The sequence below is a fragment of the Stutzerimonas kunmingensis genome (assembly GCF_021432085.1).
Lineage (GTDB): Bacteria > Pseudomonadota > Gammaproteobacteria > Pseudomonadales > Pseudomonadaceae > Stutzerimonas.
Genome location: NZ_CP090366.1, coordinates 2859080 through 2882460, shown reverse-complemented (window position 1 = coordinate 2882460; position 23381 = coordinate 2859080). Strand labels below are relative to the sequence as shown.

Genomic DNA, 23381 nt, shown 5'->3' with positions numbered 1-23381 from the left:
CTCAAAGGGCAGCCGCCATGGCCTGATCGGCCATGGCGTGCAGCGGGAAACTGCGGGCGTAGGCTGCCGGATCGCTGCCGTCCCAGGTCTTGCCATCCATCAGCGTGGCGCTGCGCATGGGCGACTCCGGCACGGTGATACCCAGCGCTTCGACAGCCTGTCGGTACAGCTCGATCTGTTGCACCTGGCTTGCAACCAGCTGGTAGTCCGGGTCCTGGCGCAACAGGCCCCAGCGCCGCAGCTGGGTCATGAACCAGAGGCCGTCGGACAGGTAGGGCATGTTCGCCGCGCCATCGGCAAAGAAGCGCAGCGGGTGTTGGTCATTCCAGGCGTTGCCCAGCCCATCCTGATACGAGCCGAGAAAGCGTGATTCGATGGCTGCCAGCGGCGCGTTGACATACTCGCTCCCGGCAATCAGCTGTGCGGTGCTGCGGCGGTTTTCCTGGCTCTGGTCGATGAAGCGACTCGCTTCGAGCACCGCCATCACCAGTGCGCGCGCGGTGTTGGGGTACTGCTCAACAAATGCGCGGGTGCAGCCGAGCACCTTTTCCGGATGATCCGGCCATATCGACTGGCTGGTTGCGAGGGTGAAGCCGACCCCCTCGGCGATCGCCTGCGCGCCCCAGGGTTCGCCGGCGCAGAAACCGTCGATGCGCCCGGCCTGCAGGTACGCCACCATCTGCGATGGCGGCAGCACCAGCGTCCGCACATCCTGCAGCGGGTGGATACCATTGGCGGCCAGCCAATAATAGAGCCACAGCGCGTGGGTGCCGGTGGGGAAGGTATGCGCGAGAGTCAGGCGTGCACCGCTTTGGCGCACGCTGTTGCGCAATGCCTCGGGATCGGTCACGCCGGCTGCCTTGAGCGGGGTCGACAGGTTGATGCTCTGGCCGTTCTGCGCTAGCCCCATGAGCACCGCCATATCCACCGCGCGGCTGCCGCCGATTCCCAGGTGCACGGCATATATCAGTCCGTACAGGCCGTGCGCTGCGTCCAGTTCACCGCCGATCAGCTTGTCGCGCAGGCCCGACCAGGAGTTCTGGCGGTGCAGGTTGAGCGTCAGGCCGAAGGGCTGGGCGAAGCCCTGAGTGGCGGCGACGATCAGCGAGGCGGCATCGGTAAGTGGCAGAAAGCCCAGGTTGAGCGAGCTCTTTTCCGGTGCATCGCTGCCGGCAACCCAGGCCAGTGCATCGTGGCGGGGCGATGTAGAGGGTTCGGTCATGCTGTGGGCCTTTCGATTGCGAAGCGTGCGGCACAGTTAACTGTGCGCGACGGATCAGGAGTGGTCTACCAAGCCTGAAGCAAGCGATATGCCAGCGAGAAAGTGGTGCGCCATGCGGTGCCCGTGCACCGCGTTGGTCAGGCGCGTCTGGTGTGAAGCGGTGCGGCGTTGCCGGTCAGCGTGGATACAGTGGTGGCAGGGCGCTCTGGTCGTGCGCGACACTGGGGCTGGTTGCCGGAGGTAGCGCCTGGATCGACTGCCAGAGTGCTTCCCCCTGCCAGCGCTGGCCGGCCTCGCTGTAAAGCGCACCGTTGAGCCCGTCCAGCGCATCGGACAGCGGTACGAAGCGGGCGGCCATGTCGGCCAGCGTCTCCGGTTGTTGCCGTGCCCAGGCGTCCAGTGCCTGGCGAGTGGCCTGGGAATCGTTGGCCTGGCAGGCGCGACGCAGGTCGTCGAGCAGGCTGCGTGGGGTCGGACCAGGCTGCAGTGCGCGCTGCACTGCGGGTTGCCGCCGCGCGTGTAGCCACAGTCCGAAGCCGGCGAGGGTGGACAGGGCGAAGAGCAGGGTACTCAGCTGCCAGGGCCACAGTAGCTGCTGCTCGGCAGGTAGTGGCGTTGCGGCCGGTTGCTCGGCGGGCGTCGGCGCGAGATTCGGATTATCGGCGACATTCAGGGTCCGTTTGTCCAGCGTGGTGCGTTCCAGCCGGTCTTCCACGGTGTTCCACCAGACCACTTCCACGGCGGGTAACTGCAACGCGCCGCTGCGCGTGGGAATCAGCGCCTCGCGCTGCTCGCGGCTACCGACCAGACCCGCGCCACTGACTTCGTTGGCCAGGATCGGTTGATCCGGGTAGCGGCGCAGGTCGGGGCTCTGGGCAGAACCGATGGCGGGCAACTGGGTGCTGGTCAGGCCTTCGGCCTTGAGCAACAGGCTGCGGGTGAGCGATTCGCCGGTCTGTGCCTGATCGGGCTCCGGGCTCCAGGCCTCGACCAGGGTCAGGCTGCGTGCCGGTAGCCAGGGCGCCGCGGCGGGGTAGTCCGCCGGTTTGCGCTTGACCGTCAGCGGGATGCTTGGTGATCTGACCTGTGTCGAGCGGCCCGAACGCGAGCCGAACAGCGGGTTGCTGCCATTGGTCACGGTGGTGGCGCTGAACAGTTGGGCAGGGATGGTCAGCTCGCCGGACTTCTGCGGGAACAGCGCATAGCGCACTTCGATGACGCCGTGGCGAATGCCGTTGATGGTTTTCTCGTAGGTGCGTGGCTCACCGAGCCGTTCGACCAGGGCTTCCGGCATCTGCAGCGGCGAGAGGGTGCTGTCGTCGTACAGCGAAACCGAATGATAGATGCGCAGGGTAAGAATCACCTGGGCCTGAACGTAAACGTTTTCCTGATCGACGCTGGCATCGATGAAGATCGGGGCCAGCTGGTCGCTTTCGGTATTTTTCAGCGATTCCTGGACCATCAATGTGATCGGCTCGCTGCGCCAGTCGCCCAGTTGCAGCGGCGGGATGATCACGTAGCCGGTCTGCTTCGGCCGCAGGGTAATCAACCAGCGTGTGATCGCATGGGCTTCGCCGTTGCTGCTGGAAAGCTGGTTGACCTGACGGGTGTCGAACACCTCGAACAATGGCTCCAGCGGCTGCAGGTCGGGCTTGCCGAATACCGTGCTGCCCTGGCTTTCCAGGCTCAGCTCCAGGGTTTCGTCAATGCTCAGCTGGGTGCGGTCAACCCGGGCGAACAGGCCGGCGGCTGCGGCCTGACCAGCAAGGAGGCCGAGCAGAAGAAAAGCCATCAGGCGCATCATCGATTGGTTTCCTGGTGCTTGCGTTGTTCGTAGAGGAATTTTCGTCGCAGCAGCTCGCCGGGATCGTCCGGAATCTGCCGCAACCATTGCTCCATCGCCTGTTGCCGCTCCTGCTCGGGGAGCGCCTCGTGTTCCACCTGGGCCGCGCTGCCATCCATTTCTTCGGTCTCGGGCGTGGCTTCGGTTGTCGATGGCTGTGAGGCGCCGCTGGCTTCGCTGGACGGCTCGCCCTGAGCATCCTCCGGCGAAGGGGAATGGGCAGAGCGCGCTTCCTGTGATTGCGGCTGCTCGGGTTGCGGCAGTGGTTCTTCGGTTTGCTCGTCCTGCTGATTCTGTTCCTGCTCGGGCTCGGGCTGTTCCTGCTGGCGGCGCAGCAGCTCTTCGATCAGCGCCTTGTTGCGCTGCGCCGCCTGTAGATCAGGCTGCAGGTCCAGCGCCTGGTCATAGGCTTCGATGGCGGCCTCGAAGGCTTCGCTACGAGCCAGGGCATTGCCACGGTTGTAGTGATCGGCCGCCGTGTTGCCTTCGGCGAACAGTTCTGCCGCGCCGGCATAGTCGCCGGCCTGATAGCGGGCGGTGGCCTGCCAGCGGCGATCGGTGAAGCGCTCGGCGGCCTCGGCCGGCCGCTCCGCGTCCAACAGGCGTTGGCCCTGCTGATCGCGACGTAGCCAGAGATCCTCTAGCTCGAAGGCATTGGCAGGCTGCGGCTGCAGCAGCAATAGCGGTAGGCAGAACAACCAGCCGCGGCGACCGGCGAGTGCGGCCAGCAAGAGCAGTGGCAACAGCAGCCAGTGCCCCTGATCCAGCCAGGCTTCCAGCCGCGTGATTTCATCGTCCTGGCGCAACGTGCCAGTTTGATCGAGCAGACCGAGGGCCGTCAGGTCGTCGTCACCCAGCCGCGCGCGCTGATAGCGCCCCCCCAGCTCGTTGGCCAGGCGTTGCAGTCTGGCGTTGTCCAGCCGCGGGATGAGGATTGCGCCCTGGGCATCCTTGATGAAACTGCCGTCCTTGCCGGCGATGGGCGCGCCTTGTTCGGTGCCGACGCCGAGTATCAGCAGTTGCTCGTTTCTGCCTTCCATCAGCGTGACGATGGCGCTGCGCTCGTGCTCGTCCAGACTGCTGCCGATCAGCAGCAAGCGCCCGCGCCCCAGGCCAGCCTGTTCGAGCAGGGCGAGGCCTTTGGCGACGGCAAGGTCCGCGCGCTGGCCCTGCTCGGGCATCAGCGTCGGGTGCAGGGCGTCGAGCAGGTTGCGGGTGGTCGCCAGGTCATCGGATAGCGGCACCACGGTGTGGGCGCTGCCGGCGAATACCACGACGGCGGTCTGTACGTCCTGCCGGCGCTCGAGCAGATCCAGCAGCTTGCGCTTGGCCTGTTCCAGGCGAGTGGGTGGTGCGTCGCTGGCGAGCATCGATGGCGTGAGTTCCAGCAGCACCACCAGGGGATCGCTGCGCTTGATGCTCGGCTGTTCGAAGCGCTGCCAGCTGGGCCCGAGCAATGCGATGACCGCCAGCAGCCAGGCCAGGCCCAGCACCAGCCAGGGCAGGCGGCTGTGGCGCAGTCGGCCACGGGTCAGCAGGGCGGCATGAAAGGCTTCCGGCAGCAGACGCTGCCAGCGACCGACCTGTAGCTGCCGATGCCAGAGCCGCCACAGCAGCCAGATCAGCAGGGGCAGGATGAGCAGCCAGTATGGCCGTAACAGATGGGGTAGCAGCTCGCTCATCGGCGCTGCTCCCGTCGCCAGGCCAGGCGCTGCAACTGTGCGCTCCACAGGCTGGCCGCGACCATCAGCAGGCTGATCAGCAAAGCCGCCGACAGCGGCCAGATGTACAGGGCCTCGGCCACACGGGCCTGGGCTGGTTGCTGCGCTGCCGGCTCGAGACGATCCAGCGTGTCGCCGATCGCCTTCAGCTCTGCGCTCGACGAGGCGCGGAAATACTCACCGCCGGTTTGCTCGGAAATGGCGCGCAGAGTCGGCTCGTCGAGGTCCAGGCCAGGGTTGAAACCGAAGCGGCTGAGCACGCCACCTTCTTCCGGCACGGCGCCGATGCCGATGGTGTGGACCCGCACGCCTTCTTCGGCGGCCAGCGAGGCCGCCAGCAGCGGCTCGATTTCGCCACCGTTGTTGGCACCGTCGGTGATCAGTACCAGCACACGACTGTTCGCCGGTCGCTCCCTGAGGCGTTTAACCGCCAGGCCGATGGCGTCCCCTATCGCAGTGTTGCTGCCGGCGATGCCAACCCGGGCTTCGTCCAGCCAGACTCGCACGGTGTGGCGATCAAAGGTCAGTGGCGCCTGCAGATAGGCCTTGCTGCCGAAGAGAATCAGGCCGACGCGATCGCCACGACGCTCCTCGATGAAGTCGCCGAGCAGCACCTTGACCAGTTCCAGCCGCGTCAGCTCCTCGTCCTGCCACTGCATGTCGGGGTAATCCATCGAGCCGGAGACGTCCACTGCCAGCAGCAGATCGCGGCCGCTGGTGGGCAGCGGCAGTGGTTCACCCAGCCACTGGGGGCGTGCTGCGGCGAACAGCAGCAACAGCCAGATGGTCAGGTAGGGCAGTTGCTGGCGCCAGGCAGGCAGGGCGACACGCGCGCGCCGGCCGGACAGCTGCTGCAGTTCGTCGAGGAAGCTGACCTTCAGCGCGGCTTCGCCGCTATCGGCAGGCGGCAGCAGTGCGCGCAGCAGCCAGGGCAGCGGTAGCAGCAGGAAGACCCAGGGCCAGGCCAGTTCAAACATGCTTGCGGATCCAGATGTCGACGGCCTGTTCGAGCCCGTCGATTGCCTTGTCGTCGAGGCGGCACTCGGCCCGGTAGGCACCTTCGACAAGAATCATCCAGCGGGTCAGCCCGGCGGCCGGGCAGCGGTTGTCGAGAAAGGCCAGCCACGCACGCCCACTGAGTGTGTGCGGGTGGTCGTTGGGATAACGAATGCGACAGAGCCGCTTGAGCAGCCCATTGAGTTGTTGCAGCCACTGGCTGGCCGGTTGCCCGCCGTAGGGTTTGCTCAAGCGCGAAAGCTCGATGAGCGCCTCCTGACGCTGCGGCTCCAGCGGTGGCTCCGGCTGCACATGGGGCTTGCGCCTGAGCAGCCGGTGACGAAGTCGCCAGAGCAAGCCAAGCGCCATCAGCAGCACCAGGCCGAGCAGCCACCAGCCCGGCGCTGGAGGCCACCAGCTGATCGGGTCGGGGCTGATCAGCGGAGCGAGTTGATCGAGCGGATTCATCGCCGTGCGCTCGGATGGCGGACGCTCAGGTGCTCGCGCAACTGCTCGACCAGATCGTGCTGGGTGTCCAGCGGCATCAGCGGCACCCGCAGGCGATCGGCCAGACGCTGCCAGCGGGCGCTGCGCGCCTCGCCCTGCTCGCGGTAGCGCTGACGCAGATCCGCATCCTGGGTATCCAGTTCAAGCCGCGCATTGCCTTCGCTGAAGCGCAGCAGGCCGGCCGCGGGCAGGGCGTGATCCAGTGGATCGAACAGCGGCAGCAACAGCAGGTCGACATGGCGCGCGAGCAGGCTGAGCTGCTGCTCGGCGGCATCGGTGAGGGTGCGCTCGTCGCAGAGAATCACCGACAGACTGCCCGGACGCAGCACTTCCCGTGCCCGGCGCAGGGCCATGCTGAAAGCGTTGGGGTCGATCGGGTTGTCTGGCTGCAGGCGATTGTTGGCGCGGGTGACGCGATTCAGCAGCTGCAGCAGGCTCTGCTTGCTGCGCCGTGGCTTGATTTCCTGACGCTCGTCGCCGAACACCAGCCCGCCAACCCGATCATTGTGGCTGAGCGCCGCCCAGCCGATCAGGCTCGCCGCCTGCGCCGCCAGCACCGACTTGAACAGTCGGCCGCTGCCGAAGAACAGTCGCGGGCTCTGCTCGACCACGATATAGATCGGCCGCTCGCGTTCTTCATGGAACAGCTTGGTGTGCGGCTCCTGGGTGCGTGCGGTGACGCGCCAGTCGATGGTGCGCACGTCGTCGCCGGGCTGATAGATGCGAACCTGGTCGAAATCGACGCCACGCCCGCGCAGCTTGGAATGATGCAGCCCGACCAGCGGGCTGCGGCGATGCGGTGTGGAAAACAGCGGCACTTCACGGACGCGATGACGCATATCGATGAGTTCGGCCAGGCTCACACGGATACCGGAGCCCTGCTCGGTTGGCTGCCCGGCGGCGGAAGCCTGCGGTTGCATCAGGCCACCGCGACCACGTCGAGAATGCGCTGGATGACCCGGTCCTGATCAATGCCGGCGGCTTCTGCCTCGAAGGAGAGAATCAGGCGGTGACGCAGCACATCGAAAAGCATCGCCTGGATGTCCTCGGGGCTGACGAAATCGCGCCCGGCCAGCCAGGCATGGGCACGGGCGCAGCGGTCCAGCGAGATCGAACCCCGCGGACTCGCACCATAGGCTATCCATTCGGCCAGTTCGGCATCGAACTTGGCCGGGGTACGCGTGGCCATGACCAGCTGCACCAGGTATTCCTCCACCGCATCGGCCATGTACAGGCCGAGGATGTCCTTGCGCGCGGCGAAGATCGCCTGCTGGCTGACCCGATGTTCCGGCGCCGCCTCGCCATTGATCGCCTCGCCACGGGCTTGCTGCAGGATGCGTCGTTCCACCGAGGCGTCGGGGAAGCCGATCTTCACGTGCAGCAGGAAGCGGTCGAGCTGTGCTTCGGGCAGGGGGTAGGTGCCTTCCTGCTCGATCGGGTTCTGCGTCGCCATCACCAGGAACAGCGGCGGCAGGTCGTAGGTGCTGCGACCAACGCTGACCTGGCGCTCGGCCATGGCTTCGAGCAGCGCCGATTGCACCTTGGCCGGCGCCCGGTTGATTTCGTCGGCCAGTACCAGGTTGTGGAAGATCGGCCCCTGCTGGAACACGAAGCTACCGGTCTCCGGTCGATAGATCTCGGTGCCGGTGATGTCGGCGGGCAGCAGGTCGGGAGTGAACTGGATTCGATGGAATTCCGCCTCCAGGCCTTCGGCGAGCTCCTTGATGGCGCGGGTTTTGGCCAGACCCGGCGCGCCTTCGACGAGCATGTGCCCGTCGGCGAGCAGGGCGATCAGCAGACGTTCGATCAGCCGTTCCTGCCCCAGGATCTGGGTGGACAGGAACTGTCGCAGCGCGATTATCGATTCACGGTGATCCATCGTTTCGAGTCTTCCAGGTGGGCGGCAAATCGGCTGGCGCGGCGGGCAGAGACGCCGGCTGCTATTGCCTGCTACAGACAGTCGCAGGCGACTGCAGGAGAAGCGCCACTTTACTGCATTAACACTCGACTAGACTAACCTTGAACCTTCGTCCTGTGCCGTCAGTCACTACCGACGTCTCTTTCCCCAGCAAGCCAAGCGGAGCCATACATGGCGTTCTTTTCAGCGGCCAGCAAGGCCGACTTTCAGCAGCAATTGCAGACAGCGTTAGCGCAACACGTAGACCCGAAAATCCTGCCGCAATTGAGTCTGTTCGCCGAACAGTTCTTCGGCATCGTCGCGCTGCCAGAACTCACCGAACGGCGCATGAGCGATCTGGTCGGCTCGACACTGGCCAGCTGGCGCCTGCTGGAGCGCTTCGATCCCGCCAAACCCGAGGCGCAGGTATTCAACCCCGACTTCGAGAAGCATGGCTGGCAATCGACCCACAGCGTGGTCGAGGTGCTGCATCCGGACATGCCGTTCCTGGTCGATTCGGTGCGCATGGAGCTGACGCGCCGCGGCTACAGCATCCATACCCTGCAAACCAGCGTGCTGCAGGTGCGTCGCGGGGCCGACGGCAGCTTGTTGGAGCTGCTGCCCAAGGACGAGCGCGCCGCTGACAGCCACGCCGAATCGTTGATCTTCGTCGAGATCGATCGCTGCGCCAGCCCGACGGCCCTGCGCGAGCTCGAGCAGTCACTGCTGGGTGTGCTGGCTGATGTGCGTCAGGTGGTGGGTGACTTTGCGGCGATGAAGGGCAAGGCGGTCGAGCTGCAAGGGCGTCTGGAGCAGGTCAACCTGAGCATCGACGGCGACGAGCTGGAAGAGATCCGCGACTTCATGCGCTGGCTGGCGGACGACCATTTCACCTTCCTCGGCTACGAAGAGTTCTCCGTGCAGGAACAGGCCGACGGCGGCCGCATCGTCTATGACGAAAGCTCGCTGCTGGGTCTGTCGCGCAGCATGCGCACCGGGCTTTCCGAGGAAGAGCAATCGCTCACCGGCCAATCGGTCAGCTACCTGCGTGAGCCGCTGCTGCTGTCGTTCGCCAAGGCGGCCATGCCCAGCCGCGTGCACCGTCCGGCTTACCCGGACTTCGTCTCGGTGCGTGAATTCGATGACGAGGGGCGGGTGGTTCGCGAATGCCGCTTCCTCGGCCTGTTCACCTCGTCGGTCTACACCCAGAGCGTGCGACGCATCCCGTTCATCCGCCGCAAGGTCGAGACGGTCGTGCTGCGCGCCAATTTCGGCAGCTCCGCGCATCTGGCCAAGGAGCTGGTGCAGGTTCTCGAGGTGCTGCCGCGTGACGAGCTGTTCCAAGCGCCGATCGACGAGCTGTTCGAAAACGCCATCGCCATCGTGCAGATCCAGGAACGCAATCGGCTACGGCTGTTCCTGCGTTTCGACCCCTATCGGCGTTTCTGCTACTGCCTGGTGTACGTGCCGCGTGACAGTTACTCCACCGAGACACGGCTGAAAATCCAGCAGGTGCTGCAGGAGCGGCTCGAAGCCAGCGACTGCGAGTTCTCCACCTATTTTTCCGAATCGGTGCTGACGCGCGTGCAGTTCATCCTGCGTCTGGACCCCAGCCGCGCGCTGCAGGTGGATACGGTGCGTCTGGAGCAGGAAGTGCTGCAGGCATGCCGTACGTGGCAGGACGATTACCAGAGCCTGGTGGTCGAGCGCTTCGGCGAGGCCAGGGGCACCCATCTGCTCAGCGAGTTTCCGAAAGGTTTCCCGGCCGGCTACCGCGAGCGCTTCTCGCCGCAATCGGCCACCGTCGACATGCAGCATGTGCTCGACCTCAGCGAGGAACGCCCGCTGGTGATGAGCTTCTATCAGCCGATCACGGCTGAAGAGAACCGCCTGCACTGCAAGCTCTACCACCTGAATACACCGCTGCCGCTGTCGGACATCCTGCCGATCATGGAGAACCTGGGGCTGCGGGTGCTCGGCGAGTTTCCGTTCCGGTTGCGTGACCGAGGCGGCCGTGAGTACTGGATACACGACTTCGCCTTTACCTATGCCGAAGGTCTGGAAATCGACCTGCTGGAGATCAACGAGGCGCTGCAGGATGCGTTCATCCATATCTACGGTGGCTTTGCCGAGAACGATGGATTCAACCGTCTGGTGCTGACCGCCGGGTTGGCCTGGCGGGAAGTGGCGCTGCTGCGCGCCTATGCGCGCTATCTCAAGCAGATCCGCATGGGCTTCGACCTTGGCTATATTGCCAGCGCGCTGCTCAACCACACGGATATCGCCCGCGAGCTGGTGCGGCTGTTCAAGATGCGCTTCTACTTGGCGCGCAAGCTCGGTGACGAGGATCTGGCAGACAAGCAGCAACGGCTGGAGCAGGCGATTCTCACAGCGCTTGATGAGGTGGCGGTACTCAACGAGGACCGGATTCTGCGGCGCTATCTGGCGCTGATTCAGGCCACCCTGCGAACCAACTTCTATCAGCCGGATGCCAACGGCAAACCCAAGTCGTATTTCAGCTTCAAGCTCGATCCGCGCTCGATCCCGGAGATGCCGCGCCCGGCACCGATGTACGAGATATTCGTCTATTCGCCACGGGTCGAGGGCGTGCACCTGCGCGGCGGCAAGGTGGCGCGTGGCGGGTTGCGCTGGTCCGACCGTGAAGAGGACTACCGCACTGAAGTGCTCGGCCTGGTCAAGGCGCAGCAGGTGAAGAATGCGGTAATCGTTCCCGGCGGCGCGAAAGGCGGTTTCGTGCCGCGTCGTCTGCCTACCAGTGGCACGCGGGATGATAGTCAGGCCGAAGCGATCGCCTGCTATCGCATTTTCATCAGTGGCCTGCTCGACATCACCGATAACCTGCATGAAGGCCAGGTCGTTCCGCCCGCCAATGTACTTCGCTATGACGGTGACGATCCCTATCTGGTGGTCGCTGCGGACAAGGGCACAGCGAGCTTTTCGGACATCGCCAACGGCATCGCCGCCGAATACGACTTCTGGCTCGGTGACGCCTTTGCCTCGGGCGGCTCGGCAGGCTACGACCACAAGAAGATGGGCATCACCGCTCGCGGCGCCTGGGTTTCGGTGCAGCGGCACTTCCGTGAGCGCGGCATCAACGTGCAGAGCGACGTGATCAGCGTCATCGGTATCGGCGACATGGCTGGCGATGTGTTCGGCAACGGTCTGCTGATGTCCGAAACCCTGCAGCTGGTGGCCGCGTTCAACCATCTGCATATTTTCATCGACCCCAATCCCGATCCTGCGCGCAGTTTCATCGAGCGCAAGCGCCTGTTCGACCTGCCGCGCTCGTCATGGACCGATTACGACGTGTCGCTGATCTCGGAAGGCGGTGGCATCTTCCCGCGTTCGGCCAAACGAGTCGCGATCACGCCACAGATGAAAGAGCGCTTCGCCATCGAGGCAGATCAGCTGACTCCAGCCGAGCTGATCCACGCGCTGCTCAAGGCACCGGTGGACCTGCTATGGAATGGCGGTATCGGTACCTATGTGAAGAGCGGCGGCGAAAGCCACGCCGAAGTCGGCGACAAGGCCAACGATGCGGTGCGGGTCAATGGTGCCGATCTGCGCGCCAAAGTGGTGGGCGAGGGCGGCAACCTCGGCATGACCCAGCTGGGACGCGTCGAGTACGCGCTGCATGGCGGATCGAGCAATACCGACTTCATCGACAATGCCGGCGGCGTCGATTGCTCGGATCATGAAGTGAACATCAAGATCCTGCTCAATGAGGTGGTCAGCGCTGGCGACATGACCGCCAAGCAGCGCGATCAACTGCTGTTCGAAATGACCGACGCGGTGGCCGAGCTGGTGCTGCAGAACAACTACAAGCAGACCCAGGCGCTGTCCCAGGCGCAGCATCGCTCGCGGGAGCGGGCCGCCGAGTATGTTCGGTTGATCAATGCGCTGGAGGTGGCGGGGCAGCTCGACCGCGCGCTCGAGTTCCTGCCCAGCGATGACGCCCTGACCGAGCGCGCCAGCATCGGCAAGGGGCTGACCCGGCCGGAGCTGTCGGTTCTGATTTCCTACAGCAAGATCGAACTGAAGAAAGCGCTGCTGGATTCGCGCGTGCCGGACGACGACTACCTCGCCCGCGAAATGGAAAGTGCCTTCCCGCAGCAACTGAGCGAGCGTTTCCACGATGCCATGCTGCAACATCGCCTCAAGCGCGAAATCGTTGCTACCCAGATTGCCAACGATCTGGTCAACAACATGGGCATCACTTTCGTTCAGCGCCTGAACGAGGCGACGGGCATGAGTGCGGCGAATGTCGCCGGAGCCTACGTGATCGTGCGCGACATCTTCCATCTGCCTCACTGGTTCCGGCAGATCGAGGCGCTGGATCACAAGGTACCGGCGGAGCTGCAGTTGGCCTTGATGGATGAGCTGATGCGCCTGGGCCGCCGCGCGACGCGCTGGTTCCTGCGCAATCGTCGTAGCGAGCTGGATGCCGCACGCGACGTCGCGCACTTTGGCCCGCGGGTCGCTGCCCTTGGTCTGAAGCTCGATGAACTGCTGCAAGGCTCGACGCGTGACCGCTGGCAGGAGCGCTATAAGCGTTACACCGAAGCCGGGGTGCCGGAGCTGCTGGCGCGCATGGTGGCCGGTACCAGCCATCTGTACACGCTGTTGCCGATTCTGGAGGCCGCTGACGAAACTGGCCAGGTGCCTGCGCAGGTGGCGGCAACCTACTTCGCCGTCGGTGGTGCGCTGGAGCTTCCCTGGTATCTGCATCTGCTCACCAACCTGCCGGTTGCCAACAACTGGCAGGCCCTGGCGCGTGAAAGCTTCCGCGACGACCTCGACTCACAGCAGCGCAGCATCACGGTATCGGTGCTGCAGATGGAGAACGGTCCGGAGGCGATCAGCGAGCGGGTCGACGCCTGGTTGTCTCAACGACCAGTGTTAATGGAGCGCTGGCGCTCGATGCTGGCCGAGCTGCGCGGCGCCAGCGGCACCGACTACGCCATCTATGCAGTCGCCAGCCGCGAGCTGCAGGGGCTGGCGCAGTCGGTACGGCATGGCTGACGAGGCCTTGCGGCTTCCTCTGTGGACGATCCGTCCGCGGCAGAGGCCGCGCCATTAATGCGGCGCAACTGAAAAACGCACTGCCCTCGGGCGGTGCGTTTTTTTTAGCGGATGGGTGTTTGCTGCGCAGGGAGTCCGTGGCGGTAAACGCTCAGTCCTGCGCAGGCAGTCCGACCTTGAAGCGAGTGATCTGCGGCAGATCGCGCAGGTAGCGAATCAGGTCGGGTGCGCCTGCCAGCTTCAGCCCCTCGCCAATGGCATTGGCTGTGGGGTCACGCTTCTCCAGCAACAGCAACTCGGAATTGCTGGCATCGCGCAGTAGTGTCAAGCGGGCATAGGGGACCTGGCTGTCGAGCAGCATGGCCATGAATTCACGGTCGCTCCAGGCCTGAGCAGGCATCGTCACGGCGTGGTAGTCAGCGTCCAGCGCGTGAACACCGGAGCGGTCGAGGCGGTAATCGGTGACCTCCGCCGGCAGCATGACTTCCAGGCCGCGCAAGCGCGCGTAGGCCACGGCGCAGGCAAAGGCTTCCAGATGGTGTTCGCCGGCCCAATAAAGCCGCTCCCCGAGCCAGCTGGCCTGGCGAACATCGATCGCTGCTTCCTTGTCGAAGCCGGGCAAGGCGGTACCGAGTGCTCGAAGAAAATCCTTGTAGCTGATGATTCGTACCTGTCGACAACCCGCCGTGCTGGAAAAGGCTTCGAAGGTCGGGTAACTCGGTTCATTTTTGCGCTGCCCGCCGAAGCCGTCGATCTGCCGCAGGTCGAGCCGTGACCGGGTGCAATCCTTGCTGATCAAGCGGGTCAGCGCAGCATGGGCACGGGCCTTGTCTTCCTGCACCGGACCGGAGAGCGCACCACGTGGCAGCTCCAGCAAGCGTTGCAGGCAGGGGCCATCGTTCCAGAAAATGCTGGGCTCAGGCTCGGGTAGGCGGGAAAAGGGCAGCTGCAGGCTGCTGGCGCGATCCTGAATGGGAAGCGAAGCCTTGGAGCGCAGCCCGAGGCGTTGCGCAAGTCGTGCGATTTGAGAAGTCAGTGAAGGCATTGGCTCGGGCAGGCTCATCATGATGCTTGAGCTCTCAGGGCTACGGCCGAAGTGTGGCAGACCTGTTTCATTTGCGCACGGGCTTTGCGCCACCCGTAGCGCTGGCCTGCGTCACAGCCTTGGGCAAAGATCGCGTGTCGATGTGGCAATATCGCTGAATAGATCACTGAGGAGCCTCCATGCCAAATCTGGTACTGGATATCGCGCTGTCCGCCGAACGAATGAAGGCGGTCTACCAGGGCCATGCGAATCGAGTCCTGATTCGAAGTCGCGACGGCACGCGAGTCAGCTTGCCGGCGCATCATCTGCGCCCGTTTCTGACCCACGAAGGGATATATGGTTCCTTCGAGCTCGAATTCGCTGAGCAGGGACAATTGCTGCGTTTGCGGCGTCTGCAATGAACCCGTCGGTCGGTGCGCTCGGCCGGCCTATTTCCTCACTGGCGGCAGCGGCTGAAGCCCTCTCGGGCTGCTATACTCCGCGTCCACATTTACCGAGACCTTAGGCTGCGTATGTATAACCTGGCCCGCCAGCTATTGTTTAAGTTATCTCCGGAAACTTCCCATGAACTTTCCCTCGAGCTGATTGGCGCCGGTGGCCGTCTCGGGCTCAATGCAATGCTCGGCAAAGCGCCAGCAAGTCTTCCTGTTCAGGTGATGGGGCTCGATTTCCCCAATCCGGTTGGCCTGGCAGCAGGGTTGGACAAGAACGGCGAAGCCATTCGCGGAATGTCGCAGCTGGGCTTCGGTTTCATCGAAGTGGGAACCGTGACGCCGCGCCCGCAGCCAGGCAACCCCAAGCCACGGATATTTCGCCTGCCCGAGGCCGAGGCGATCATCAATCGCATGGGTTTCAATAACCATGGTGTAGATGCGCTGCTGGCTCGGGTAGAGGCCGCCAGGTTCAAGGGCATCCTCGGTATCAACATCGGCAAGAATTTCGATACGCCTGTCGAGCGCGCCGAGGAGGACTACCTGCTCTGCCTGGACAAGGTCTATCACCACGCAAGCTACGTCACCGTCAATGTCAGTTCGCCTAACACGCCTGGCTTGCGCAGCCTGCAGTTCGGCGACTCGCTCAAGCATTTGCTCGATGCGTTGCGACTGCGCCGTGAGGATCTGGAGATCATGCATGGCAAGCGCGTGCCGCTTGCGATCAAGATCGCTCCGGACATGACCGACGAAGAAACCGCTCTGGTGGGCGAGGCGGTATTTCAGGCCGGGATGGACGCGATCATCGCCACCAACACTACCCTTGGCCGAGAAGGCGTTGCCGGCTTGGCTCATGCTGACGAAGCTGGTGGCCTGTCTGGTGCGCCCGTTCGGGAGAAGAGCACGCACACGGTCAGGGTGCTGGCACAGACGCTAGGCGGACGGCTGCCGATCATTGCTGTGGGCGGCATCACCGAGGGCAGGCACGCGGCAGAGAAGATCGAGGCGGGTGCCAGCCTGGTTCAGTTGTATTCAGGTTTCATCTACAAGGGACCGGCATTGATCCGAGAGGCGGTGGATGCCATCGCGGCGCTGCGTTCAAAAGCGCATTGATGATTGCCCGGAAGGGGCTCCTGTTGGGAGCCCCTGGGCTTCTCGCCCGCCGCCCGGGTGGGGCGCGCTATCAAGTCGGGTGGATCGGTGAATTAGCCGACCGCGTGAAGTTCGTTGAGTCTATGCAGACCGGCCGTGCCGGTCAGACCATCCCAGTTGTCGCCGCGACCCTCCCGCCAGCCGTTAATCCAGGCTTGGCGAACATTGGGATGGGAAAAAGGACAGAGGTCGCGAGATTTGCCATGTATGCCGTGCTGATAACCGCGTAGAAATGCTCGTTCCATCGGATCACGCTTGAGTCTTCTCATTGGGTATTGCCCTCAGTGGTTGACTGGTGTTCCTGTGGCCTCATGGCGAGACCGGGCAGATAGACTGCCAATGAAGCGCGCTGCCGGCGTGGCACGCTTCGCCGGCACCATTGCGATGTCGGCCTGAGGTGAGTTCTAACGCAATGCTGAAGACGCTGGAATGATCGTTTTGTCATAAGTAGGTAACGAATCTATGGTTCTACCCATAAGCCTGAAAGGGCAAGGGATGCGAAGTGCACTGCTTGGGCGCTTCTGCATGATTGCAACCATGATGTTTGTAACTTCTTTCTAATTTTCTTTGCTGGGCCTGTTCCGACGAAAGGGTCGCAGCGGTCCGAAGCACCTTTTGTGGAAACTCCATGACCGACCGCCATGAACTGATCCTGACCTGTCCCAAGGGACTCGAAGGCCTGCTGCTCGAGGAAGCCACCGCGCTTGGACTGGAGGAGAGTCGCGAGCAGACATCCGCGATTCGCGGCTTCGGTACGCTGGAGGTGGCCTACCGGCTCTGCCTATGGTCGCGCTTGGCCAATCGCGTGTTGCTGGTGATCAGCCGTTTTCCCACTGTAGACGCCGAGACGCTTTACCAAGGGGTTCACGCCGTCGACTGGGCTGACCATCTGCAGCCTGCCGGCAGCCTGGCAGTGGAGTTCAGTGGTCGTGGCTCGGGCATCGACAATACCCATTTCGGTGCGCTCAAGGTCAAGGACGCCATTGTGGATCGGCTGCGAACCGCATCTGGCGAGAGACCCAGCATCGACAAGCTCGATCCTGATCTGCGTGTGCATCTGCGCCTCGACAAGGGGCAAGCGGTGCTTTCGATCGACCTCTCCGGGCACAGCCTGCACCAGCGTGGCTATCGACTGCAGCAGGGTGCAGCGCCGCTCAAGGAAAACCTTGCTGCCGCGATCCTGATGCGTGCCGGCTGGCCACGTATCGCCGCTGCTGGCGGCGCGTTGACAGATCCCATGTGCGGCGTCGGCACCTTTCTTGTCGAAGGGGCGATGATGGCGGCGGACATCGCGCCGAATCTCAAGCGCGAGCGTTGGGGTTTCAGTGCCTGGCTGGGACACGTACCCGCGCTGTGGTCGAGACTGCATGCCGAAGCTCAGGCACGGGCAGAGGTTGGCCTGGCCAAGCCGCCCTTATGGATTCGCGGCTATGAGGCCGACCCGCGGCTGATCCAGCCGGGACGCAACAACATCGAACGCGCTGGGCTGGCCGGCTGGATCAAGGTCTATCAGGGCGATGTCGGCGACTTCGAGCCGCGCCCGGACCAGAATCAGAAGGGCTTGGTGATCTGCAATCCGCCCTACGGCGAGCGCCTCGGCGACGAGGCGAGCCTTCTCTATCTCTACCAGAACCTCGGCGAACGACTGCGCCAGGCCTGCCTGGGCTGGGAAGCCGCGGTATTCACCGCCGCGCCGGATCTCGGCAAGCGCATGGGAATCCGCAGTCACAAGCAGTACGCGTTCTGGAACGGTGCGCTGCCGTGCAAGCTGCTGCTGATCAAGGTCGAGCTGGATCAGTTCGTGACCGGTCAGCGCGGCGCCGGCCATGAGGAACATTCACAGCAGCAGGCGCCGGTCGAGCAGGCACGCCTCAGCGAAGGCGGGCAGATGTTCGCCAATCGGCTACAGAAGAATCTGCGTCAGCTCGGCAAATGGGCGCGTCGTGAGGGTATCGAATGCTACCGGCTATATGACGCGGATATGCCTGAGTACGCCCTGGCGATCGATCTGTACGGTGACTGGGTACACGTGCAGGAGTATGCGCCGCCGCGCTCCATCGATCCGGAGAAGGCCCAGGTGCGCCTGCTCGATGCATTGGCTGCCATCCCGCAAGCACTGGGCATTCCACGCGAGAAGGTGGTGGTAAAGCGCCGCGAGCGCCAGACGGGAACACGCCAGTATGAGCGTCAGGCCAGTCAGGGCGAATTTCTCGAGGTGACCGAGGGCGGCGTCAAGCTGCTGGTGAATCTCACCGATTATCTGGATACCGGCCTGTTCCTCGATCATCGCCCATTGCGCCTGCGCATTCAGCGTGAAGCGGCTGGCAAGCGTTTCCTCAACCTGTTCTGCTATACCGCAACCGCCACGGTTCATGCGGCCAAGGGTGGTGCGCGCAGCACCACCAGCGTCGACCTCTCGAAAACCTATCTGGACTGGGCGCGTCGCAATCTCTCGTTGAATGGCCTTTCGGATCGCCAGCGCCTGGAACAGGGCGACGTGATGGCCTGGCTGGAAGAAGATCGTGGTGAGTACGACCTGATCTTCATCGACCCGCCGACGTTCTCCAATTCCAAGCGCATGGAAGGCGTTTTCGACGTGCAGCGGGACCATCAGGTGCTGCTCGATCTGGCGATGGCCCGGTTGGCGGCGGGCGGGACGCTGTATTTCTCCAACAACTTCCGCAAGTTCGTGCTGGATGCCAGCCTGAGCGAGCGCTATGCGGTAGAGGAAATCAGCAGCGAAACGCTGGACGAGGACTTCCGTCGTAACCCCCGTATTCATCGCGCCTGGAAACTCCAGGCGCGATGATCATCCGGTGTAGGCAGGCCCTCGGCCTGCCGGAGTCAGCGTTGTGCGGTGTTCTGGTTGCGCTGACCGTAGAGGCTGACCAGCACCTGATCGAGAATCGAGGCTGCGCCCCAGGGGCGGGGGTGGTTCAGGATCGCCACGACCGCCCAGACATTGCCGTCGCCGTCGCGGCTGTAGCCGGCGATGGCGCGTACGGTGTTCAGGGTTCCCGTCTTGAGGTGCGCCTTGCCGGCGACAGGGGTATTGCGTAGGCGCTTGCGCATGGTGCCGTCCACGGCGGCCAACGGCATCGATGAAATGAATTCGGCCGAGTAAGGGCTGCGCCAGGCGGCCTGCAGCAAGCTCCCCAGTTCGCGTGCGCTGACGCGTTCGGCGCGGGAAAGCCCGGAGCCGTTCTCGATCACCAGATGCGGCGAGATGAGCCCTTTCTTGGCCAGCCACTGGCGGATGACCCGCTGTGCCGCTTTGGCGTCATCGGCATCCGCTTCGTTACGGAATTCGGCGCCGAGGCTCAGAAACAGCTGCTTGGCCATGGTGTTGTTGCTGTACTTGTTGATGTCTCGAATGATCTCGGTGAGATCCGGCGAATAGGCCCTCGCCAGCAGTCTTGCTTTGTCAGGCACCTGGGCCACACGGTCGATGCCGAGAATGCTGCCGCCGAGCTCGGCCCAGATAGCACGCACCGCGCCGGCGGCATAGCGCTGGTGATCAAGCAGTGAAAGGTAGGTCTGTGCGCTGCAGCCGTCGGCGAGTTTGCCGGTGACCACGACGGTCACGCCATCCCCATCCGCAACCGGGTTGTAGAGCACGTCCGGCCAGCCTGGGCATTTGCCTGCGGGCAGCGCTTTGACCCGGTTGTCTATTCGAACGCTGGCGATCGGCGGCTCGACTGCAATGTTCACCTTTCCGCCATCGTTGCGGACGATGAAGCGCAGCGCCTTGAGGTTGACCAGTAGTGAGTCGGGACCAACCAGAAAGGGCTTGTTCTTGTCATTGCCGTCGTCATCGAAGACGGGCAGGTCGGGCTGGACGAAATGGCTGCGATCGAGCACCAGGTCGCCAGTGACCTTGGTGACTCCGTTGGCACGCAAATCTCGCAGCAGCAGCCAGAGCTTCTCCATGTTCAGTTTCGGGTCGCCGCCGCCCTTGAGGTAGAGATTGCCGTTGAGGGTGCCGTCCACCAGCGGGCCGTCGGCATAGAACTCGGTCTTCCACTGGTGGTTGGGGCCGAGCAGTTCGAGGGCGGCGTAGGTGGTAACCAGCTTCATGGTCGAGGCGGGGTTGACCGATACGTCGGCGTTGACGAACGTCGGCGCGGCGTCACCGGTCAGTGGCAGCATGACTACGGACAGTGCGTCGCTGCTGATCTTGTTGGCTTTCAGTGCCTGTTCGACGCGCGGTGGCAGTGTCTGGTTCACCCCGGCGGCCTGGGCTGGCAGGGTCAAGGGCAGGGCGAGGATGGCTAAGGTGATGCCGCGGAGGATGGAGCTCATCGTACGAGCGCCTCTGGGCAAACACAGGGGGCTGCTGGCGGTTTGATTTGGCATGTGTTTCCCACTGCTCTTAGGGAACGAATGCGGGCCATTATGCCCGTGCTGTAGAGGCGTCGTGCCTCTATCCGATAAGCGTAGCTGCGGTGCATGGGTTACTGCAAAGACAGATGTGCACTAGGCTGCGATGAGCCGAGCGCTGCTGTCGGTCATCGCCTTGGCGCGGGGTTGCTGTTAGAGTGCGCGCCGTCATCAAGTAGAAAAAGGATCGCCCCCAAATGGCTACCAATCGTTCGCGCCGCCTGCGTAAGAAACTCTGTGTCGATGAGTTCCAGGAGCTCGGCTTCGAGGTCAATCTCACCTACCGCGAAGGTATCGAAAGCAAGGCTGTGGACGACTTCCTCGAAGCGTTTATCAGCGAAGCGATGGAAGCCAATGAACTCGGCTATATCGGTGGCGAAGACTACGGTTTTGTCTGCCTCGGCCGTCGCGGCTCGGTCAGCGAAGAGCAGCGTGCGAAAGTCGACGCCTGGCTGAAAGGCCGCAGCGAACTGGCTGAGTACAGTGTCAGTCCGCTGATGGATGTGTGGTACCCGGAAAACCCGATCAGGGCTGAGAAGTAGTCTTTTCGTCTGATCGTTGCGATGCTGCCCGCTGGGCTTTCCTGCGCGAGCGCCTGGCCAGCAGCATCTGCAAGACGTGCATCAGCGTTGCGATGAGCAGCGCCACAGCTACACCGATGGCAGCATTGATGAGGCGTATCTGCGGCAGGTTCCAGTCTTGGGCCAGCGTCTCCGCCAGCAGCAGGAACAGCAGCGTGGTCTGCAGGACGAATAGCCCATAGTGATTCGCCTGAAACGCTCTGCCCAGCACGATAAGCGGCAGCAGGATCATCACCATCAGAGGCGGGTCAGCCAGGCCGTGGCCGATGTAGATCAGTATGGTCGCGGCCGCCAATATTCCAAGGCTGGCCTGTAGCGCCCGCACCAGACTCCGCTCCAAATCCATCTGCAGCGTGGTGAACACCGCCAGCGTCAGCCAGTAGCCTCTGGGCAGTTCAGCCATATTCACGATCACCCCGCCCAATGCTCCGGCCAGGATGTAGGTCAGGGCGTGCACACGCCATTGCCGGATCGGCGTTCGGCGAGCATGCCTGCGCAGCACCCGCAGGATGCTCATCAGCCGCGGCATATATGGCCACATGCGCAGCCCATGCATCCCCCGCAGGCCGAAGGCGAGCAAGGTAACCCAGAGTCCCCCGAGCGCGAAAAGAAAGGCTATCGCGTACGGGTTGTTGAACTCACCGATGCCGTGCTGCCCTTGGCCAAGGCAGAGGCAGATGGCCAGACCGATACCGAGCTTTCCCGCTTCGCTGCCGTAGCGCTGCAACCAAGCCAGCAGCAGGCCGTAGAAGGCGAACAGGCCGAGACTGATCAGTGGATGAGTCGCCGACCAGAAGCCCAGTCCGGCACTCCCGGCGCCCAGCGCGATGAGTAACAGCATGCGCAGCATGCCGAAGCGATGAAGTGGGTTGGCCTTGGCCGCCTGAAAGGCGCCGACCGTTGCCCAGAGGAAGCCGGGATGGCCACTGAACAGCCCCAGCAGCAACGGCAAGGCGCAACCAAAGCCGGCCACCATGGCAGCGCCCCAGGCGGGGTGCACGGGGTGCCAGTGGATGCTTTGCCGCAGCAGGCGCTTCATGTGGGTCAAACCGGGCTGGAGCGGCCGGTCATCTCGCCGGCCATCTCCGTGGCGTAGCTATCGGTCATGCCTGCGATGAAGTCGATCATGCGCAGGAACGACTGATAGAGCGGTAGCTCGGGCGAGGGCGCGCTGCGTCCGAGCAGGTCGAGGATCCGCTGATTCTTGAACGAGGGGGTACCGCCGCGATGTTGTTCCAGTGCTGCGCCGCAAAATGCATTGAGCAGTATTTCCAGCGTGGTATAGGCGCCTATCTCGTGCAGGGTTTTGCGCTTGTCCTGAAAAATCTTCTGCCGCGCCATCGCCTTTGCCTGCAATACGCACTCTTTGGCCGGCCCATGCATATGTTCGACCAGGTCACCGTGCAACTCGCCACGAAGCAGGTTGCTCTGCTGCTCGACGAAGGCACCAGCGGCCGCATTGGTCAGGTGTTCGATCGCCTTGCCGCGCAGAATGGCCAGTTTGCGCCGCCTTGAATCCCTCGGGCCCAGCTGACGATAGGTTTCCGGAATGTCATCGCCCACCAGAGCCAGTAACAGCGCTTCGACTTCCGAATATTCCAGCAGCTCCATCTCGAGGCCGTCTTCCAGGTCGATCAGGCCGTAACAGATGTCGTCTGCTGCCTCCATGAGGTAGACCAGAGGATGGCGGGCCCAGCGTTGCTCTGCGACGTTGGGCAGGTTCAGCTTCTGTGCAATTTGCTCGAGCAGCGGTTGCTCATTCTGATAGCACCCGAACTTGTGCTTCTTGTACCCCAGCGCCTCTGCATGGCGTGAAGTCCAGGGGTACTTGAGATACGTGCCGAGGGTGGCGTAGGTCAGTCGCGTTCCACCGTCGAACTGGTGGTATTCGAGTTGCGTAAGCACTCGAAATCCCTGTGCGTTGCCTTCGAAGTTGAGAAAGTCCGCGCGTTGCGCGTCGCTCATATCGTCGAGCCATCCGCGCCCTGCGGCCTGCTGGAACCAGCAGCGAATAGCATCCTCGCCGGAATGGCCAAACGGCGGATTGCCAATGTCATGGGCGAGGCAGGCCGACTGGATGATCATCCCGAGGTCGGCCGGGCTGCACCATTCGGGCAGGTTCTCGCGCAGCACTTCCCCTACGCGCATGCCCAGGGAACGGCCGACGCAGCTGACCTCAAGCGAGTGGGTCAGGCGGGTGTGGATATGGTCATTGCTGGAAACAGGATGCACCTGGGTCTTGCGTCCGAGCCGCCGGAACGCGCCGGAAAAGATGACCCTGTCGTGGTCCTTGTGGAAAGGACTTCGACCCAGTTCCTCTGTGCTGTGAACGGACTTTCCGAGCCGTTCACGATTAAGTAGGGTATGCCAGTCCAAAGGGGGCTATCTCCTTGTGGCCGCCAGGGAGGCTGGTACGCCGACAGCGCAGTGTGACGCATTCCAGGTATTGATTACAGGCCTGACCAGCACCCATAGGCCCGAGTTCATTCGGCCAGGATTGCCAGCAGAGGGCGAAAAGGTTCGGCCCTACGGTTCGACCATTTTGTCGCCGATTAGGCAGGGC

Annotated in this window: 17 protein-coding genes; 5 read left to right on the top strand and 12 right to left on the bottom strand. The window is 63.3% G+C overall.

Features of this window, described 5'->3' with window-relative positions:
* Window position 1 precedes the first annotated feature (1 nt).
* The 7 genes from LW136_RS13505 to LW136_RS13475 form a co-directional block, all read right to left on the bottom strand.
* Window positions 2-1222 carry a CmpA/NrtA family ABC transporter substrate-binding protein gene (locus LW136_RS13505; protein ID WP_041014329.1) on the bottom strand — a complete coding sequence of 407 codons (1221 nt, stop codon included), beginning with the start codon at window positions 1220-1222 and terminating at the stop codon, window positions 2-4.
* Window positions 1223-1397: 175 nt separating this feature from the next.
* Window positions 1398-3026 carry a BatD family protein gene (locus LW136_RS13500; protein WP_041014328.1) on the bottom strand — a complete coding sequence of 543 codons (1629 nt, stop codon included), beginning with the start codon at window positions 3024-3026 and terminating at the stop codon, window positions 1398-1400.
* The gene (locus LW136_RS13495) at window positions 3023-4747 is read right to left on the bottom strand and encodes a VWA domain-containing protein (protein ID WP_041014327.1); all 1725 of its coding nucleotides are present in this window, start codon (window positions 4745-4747) and stop codon (window positions 3023-3025) included. The genes LW136_RS13500 and LW136_RS13495 overlap by 4 nt, the downstream gene beginning before the upstream one ends.
* Window positions 4744-5763, bottom strand: coding sequence for a vWA domain-containing protein (locus LW136_RS13490; protein WP_041014326.1), 1020 nt, complete (start codon window positions 5761-5763; stop codon window positions 4744-4746). Before LW136_RS13490 ends, LW136_RS13495 begins: the two co-directional genes overlap by 4 nt.
* Window positions 5756-6250 carry a DUF4381 domain-containing protein gene (locus tag LW136_RS13485; RefSeq protein WP_041014325.1) on the bottom strand — a complete coding sequence of 165 codons (495 nt, stop codon included), beginning with the start codon at window positions 6248-6250 and terminating at the stop codon, window positions 5756-5758. The genes LW136_RS13490 and LW136_RS13485 overlap by 8 nt, the downstream gene beginning before the upstream one ends.
* Window positions 6247-7209: a DUF58 domain-containing protein gene (locus LW136_RS13480; RefSeq protein ID WP_041014324.1), complete on the bottom strand. Its 963-nt coding sequence runs from the start codon at window positions 7207-7209 to the stop codon at window positions 6247-6249. The genes LW136_RS13485 and LW136_RS13480 overlap by 4 nt, the downstream gene beginning before the upstream one ends.
* A complete protein-coding gene (locus tag LW136_RS13475; RefSeq protein WP_003298329.1) occupies window positions 7209-8168 on the bottom strand; it encodes an AAA family ATPase in 960 nt (319 codons plus the stop codon). The genes LW136_RS13480 and LW136_RS13475 overlap by 1 nt, the downstream gene beginning before the upstream one ends.
* A 210-nt stretch (window positions 8169-8378) precedes the next feature.
* Between LW136_RS13475 and LW136_RS13470 the strand changes: the two genes are divergently transcribed.
* The gene (locus tag LW136_RS13470) at window positions 8379-13229 is read left to right on the top strand and encodes an NAD-glutamate dehydrogenase (RefSeq protein ID WP_102832776.1); all 4851 of its coding nucleotides are present in this window, start codon (window positions 8379-8381) and stop codon (window positions 13227-13229) included.
* 151 nt (window positions 13230-13380) lie between these two features.
* Here the strand turns inward: LW136_RS13470 and LW136_RS13465 are convergent, their stop codons facing one another.
* Complete coding sequence (locus LW136_RS13465; RefSeq protein WP_102832775.1) at window positions 13381-14295, bottom strand: DUF6685 family protein; 915 nt, start codon at window positions 14293-14295, stop codon at window positions 13381-13383.
* Window positions 14296-14453: 158 nt separating this feature from the next.
* Between LW136_RS13465 and LW136_RS13460 the strand changes: the two genes are divergently transcribed.
* Together LW136_RS13460 and LW136_RS13455 are read left to right on the top strand one after the other, a co-directional pair.
* On the top strand, window positions 14454-14675 hold the full coding sequence (locus LW136_RS13460) for a DUF2835 domain-containing protein (protein ID WP_003298332.1): 222 nt from the start codon (window positions 14454-14456) through the stop codon (window positions 14673-14675).
* A 111-nt stretch (window positions 14676-14786) separates the two neighbouring features.
* The gene (locus LW136_RS13455; protein ID WP_014820693.1) at window positions 14787-15818 is read left to right on the top strand and encodes a quinone-dependent dihydroorotate dehydrogenase; all 1032 of its coding nucleotides are present in this window, start codon (window positions 14787-14789) and stop codon (window positions 15816-15818) included.
* 92 nt (window positions 15819-15910) lie between these two features.
* Here the strand turns inward: LW136_RS13455 and rmf are convergent, their stop codons facing one another.
* Window positions 15911-16126: a ribosome modulation factor gene (rmf, locus tag LW136_RS13450; protein WP_003280740.1), complete on the bottom strand. Its 216-nt coding sequence runs from the start codon at window positions 16124-16126 to the stop codon at window positions 15911-15913.
* Window positions 16127-16485: 359 nt separating this feature from the next.
* Here rmf and rlmKL point away from each other — a divergent pair, with 359 nt between their 5' ends.
* The gene (gene rlmKL / locus LW136_RS13445; protein WP_102832774.1) at window positions 16486-18666 is read left to right on the top strand and encodes a bifunctional 23S rRNA (guanine(2069)-N(7))-methyltransferase RlmK/23S rRNA (guanine(2445)-N(2))-methyltransferase RlmL; all 2181 of its coding nucleotides are present in this window, start codon (window positions 16486-16488) and stop codon (window positions 18664-18666) included.
* A gap of 35 nt (window positions 18667-18701) precedes the next feature.
* On the opposite strand, the gene dacB is transcribed toward rlmKL, so the two are convergent.
* Window positions 18702-20159, bottom strand: coding sequence for a D-alanyl-D-alanine carboxypeptidase/D-alanyl-D-alanine endopeptidase (gene dacB / locus LW136_RS13440; RefSeq protein ID WP_102832773.1), 1458 nt, complete (start codon window positions 20157-20159; stop codon window positions 18702-18704).
* A gap of 275 nt (window positions 20160-20434) precedes the next feature.
* Between dacB and LW136_RS13435 the strand changes: the two genes are divergently transcribed.
* Entirely contained in the window at window positions 20435-20779 is a 345-nt protein-coding gene (locus LW136_RS13435; protein ID WP_014820690.1) for a YggL family protein, read from the top strand.
* Here the strand turns inward: LW136_RS13435 and LW136_RS13430 are convergent.
* Together LW136_RS13430 and LW136_RS13425 are read right to left on the bottom strand one after the other, a co-directional pair.
* On the bottom strand, window positions 20763-21857 hold the full coding sequence (locus tag LW136_RS13430; protein ID WP_044314297.1) for an FUSC family protein: 1095 nt from the start codon (window positions 21855-21857) through the stop codon (window positions 20763-20765). The two genes, LW136_RS13435 and LW136_RS13430, sit on opposite strands and share 17 nt — an antisense overlap.
* A 5-nt stretch (window positions 21858-21862) precedes the next feature.
* Complete coding sequence (locus tag LW136_RS13425; protein WP_041014317.1) at window positions 21863-23194, bottom strand: deoxyguanosinetriphosphate triphosphohydrolase; 1332 nt, start codon at window positions 23192-23194, stop codon at window positions 21863-21865.
* Between the last annotated feature and the right edge of the window lie 187 nt (window positions 23195-23381).

Bases quoted from the DNA above. Each gene is read 5' to 3' on its own strand.
- rmf (WP_003280740.1), bottom strand. From the start codon at position 16,126: ATGAGAAGACTCAAGCGTGATCCGATGGAACGAGCATTTCTACGCGGT.
- LW136_RS13495 (WP_041014327.1), bottom strand. From the start codon at position 4,747: ATGAGCGAGCTGCTACCCCATCTGTTACGGCCATACTGGCTGCTCATC.
- LW136_RS13480 (WP_041014324.1), bottom strand. From the start codon at position 7,209: ATGCAACCGCAGGCTTCCGCCGCCGGGCAGCCAACCGAGCAGGGCTCC.
- LW136_RS13500 (WP_041014328.1), bottom strand. From the start codon at position 3,026: ATGATGCGCCTGATGGCTTTTCTTCTGCTCGGCCTCCTTGCTGGTCAG.
- LW136_RS13460 (WP_003298332.1), top strand. From the start codon at position 14,454: ATGCCAAATCTGGTACTGGATATCGCGCTGTCCGCCGAACGAATGAAG.
- LW136_RS13465 (WP_102832775.1), bottom strand. From the start codon at position 14,295: ATGATGAGCCTGCCCGAGCCAATGCCTTCACTGACTTCTCAAATCGCA.
- dacB (WP_102832773.1), bottom strand. From the start codon at position 20,159: ATGAGCTCCATCCTCCGCGGCATCACCTTAGCCATCCTCGCCCTGCCC.
- LW136_RS13455 (WP_014820693.1), top strand. From the start codon at position 14,787: ATGTATAACCTGGCCCGCCAGCTATTGTTTAAGTTATCTCCGGAAACT.
- LW136_RS13475 (WP_003298329.1), bottom strand. From the start codon at position 8,168: ATGGATCACCGTGAATCGATAATCGCGCTGCGACAGTTCCTGTCCACC.
- LW136_RS13505 (WP_041014329.1), bottom strand. From the start codon at position 1,222: ATGACCGAACCCTCTACATCGCCCCGCCACGATGCACTGGCCTGGGTT.
- rlmKL (WP_102832774.1), top strand. From the start codon at position 16,486: ATGACCGACCGCCATGAACTGATCCTGACCTGTCCCAAGGGACTCGAA.
- LW136_RS13490 (WP_041014326.1), bottom strand. From the start codon at position 5,763: ATGTTTGAACTGGCCTGGCCCTGGGTCTTCCTGCTGCTACCGCTGCCC.
- LW136_RS13470 (WP_102832776.1), top strand. From the start codon at position 8,379: ATGGCGTTCTTTTCAGCGGCCAGCAAGGCCGACTTTCAGCAGCAATTG.
- LW136_RS13485 (WP_041014325.1), bottom strand. From the start codon at position 6,250: ATGAATCCGCTCGATCAACTCGCTCCGCTGATCAGCCCCGACCCGATC.
- LW136_RS13435 (WP_014820690.1), top strand. From the start codon at position 20,435: ATGGCTACCAATCGTTCGCGCCGCCTGCGTAAGAAACTCTGTGTCGAT.
- LW136_RS13430 (WP_044314297.1), bottom strand. From the start codon at position 21,857: ATGAAGCGCCTGCTGCGGCAAAGCATCCACTGGCACCCCGTGCACCCC.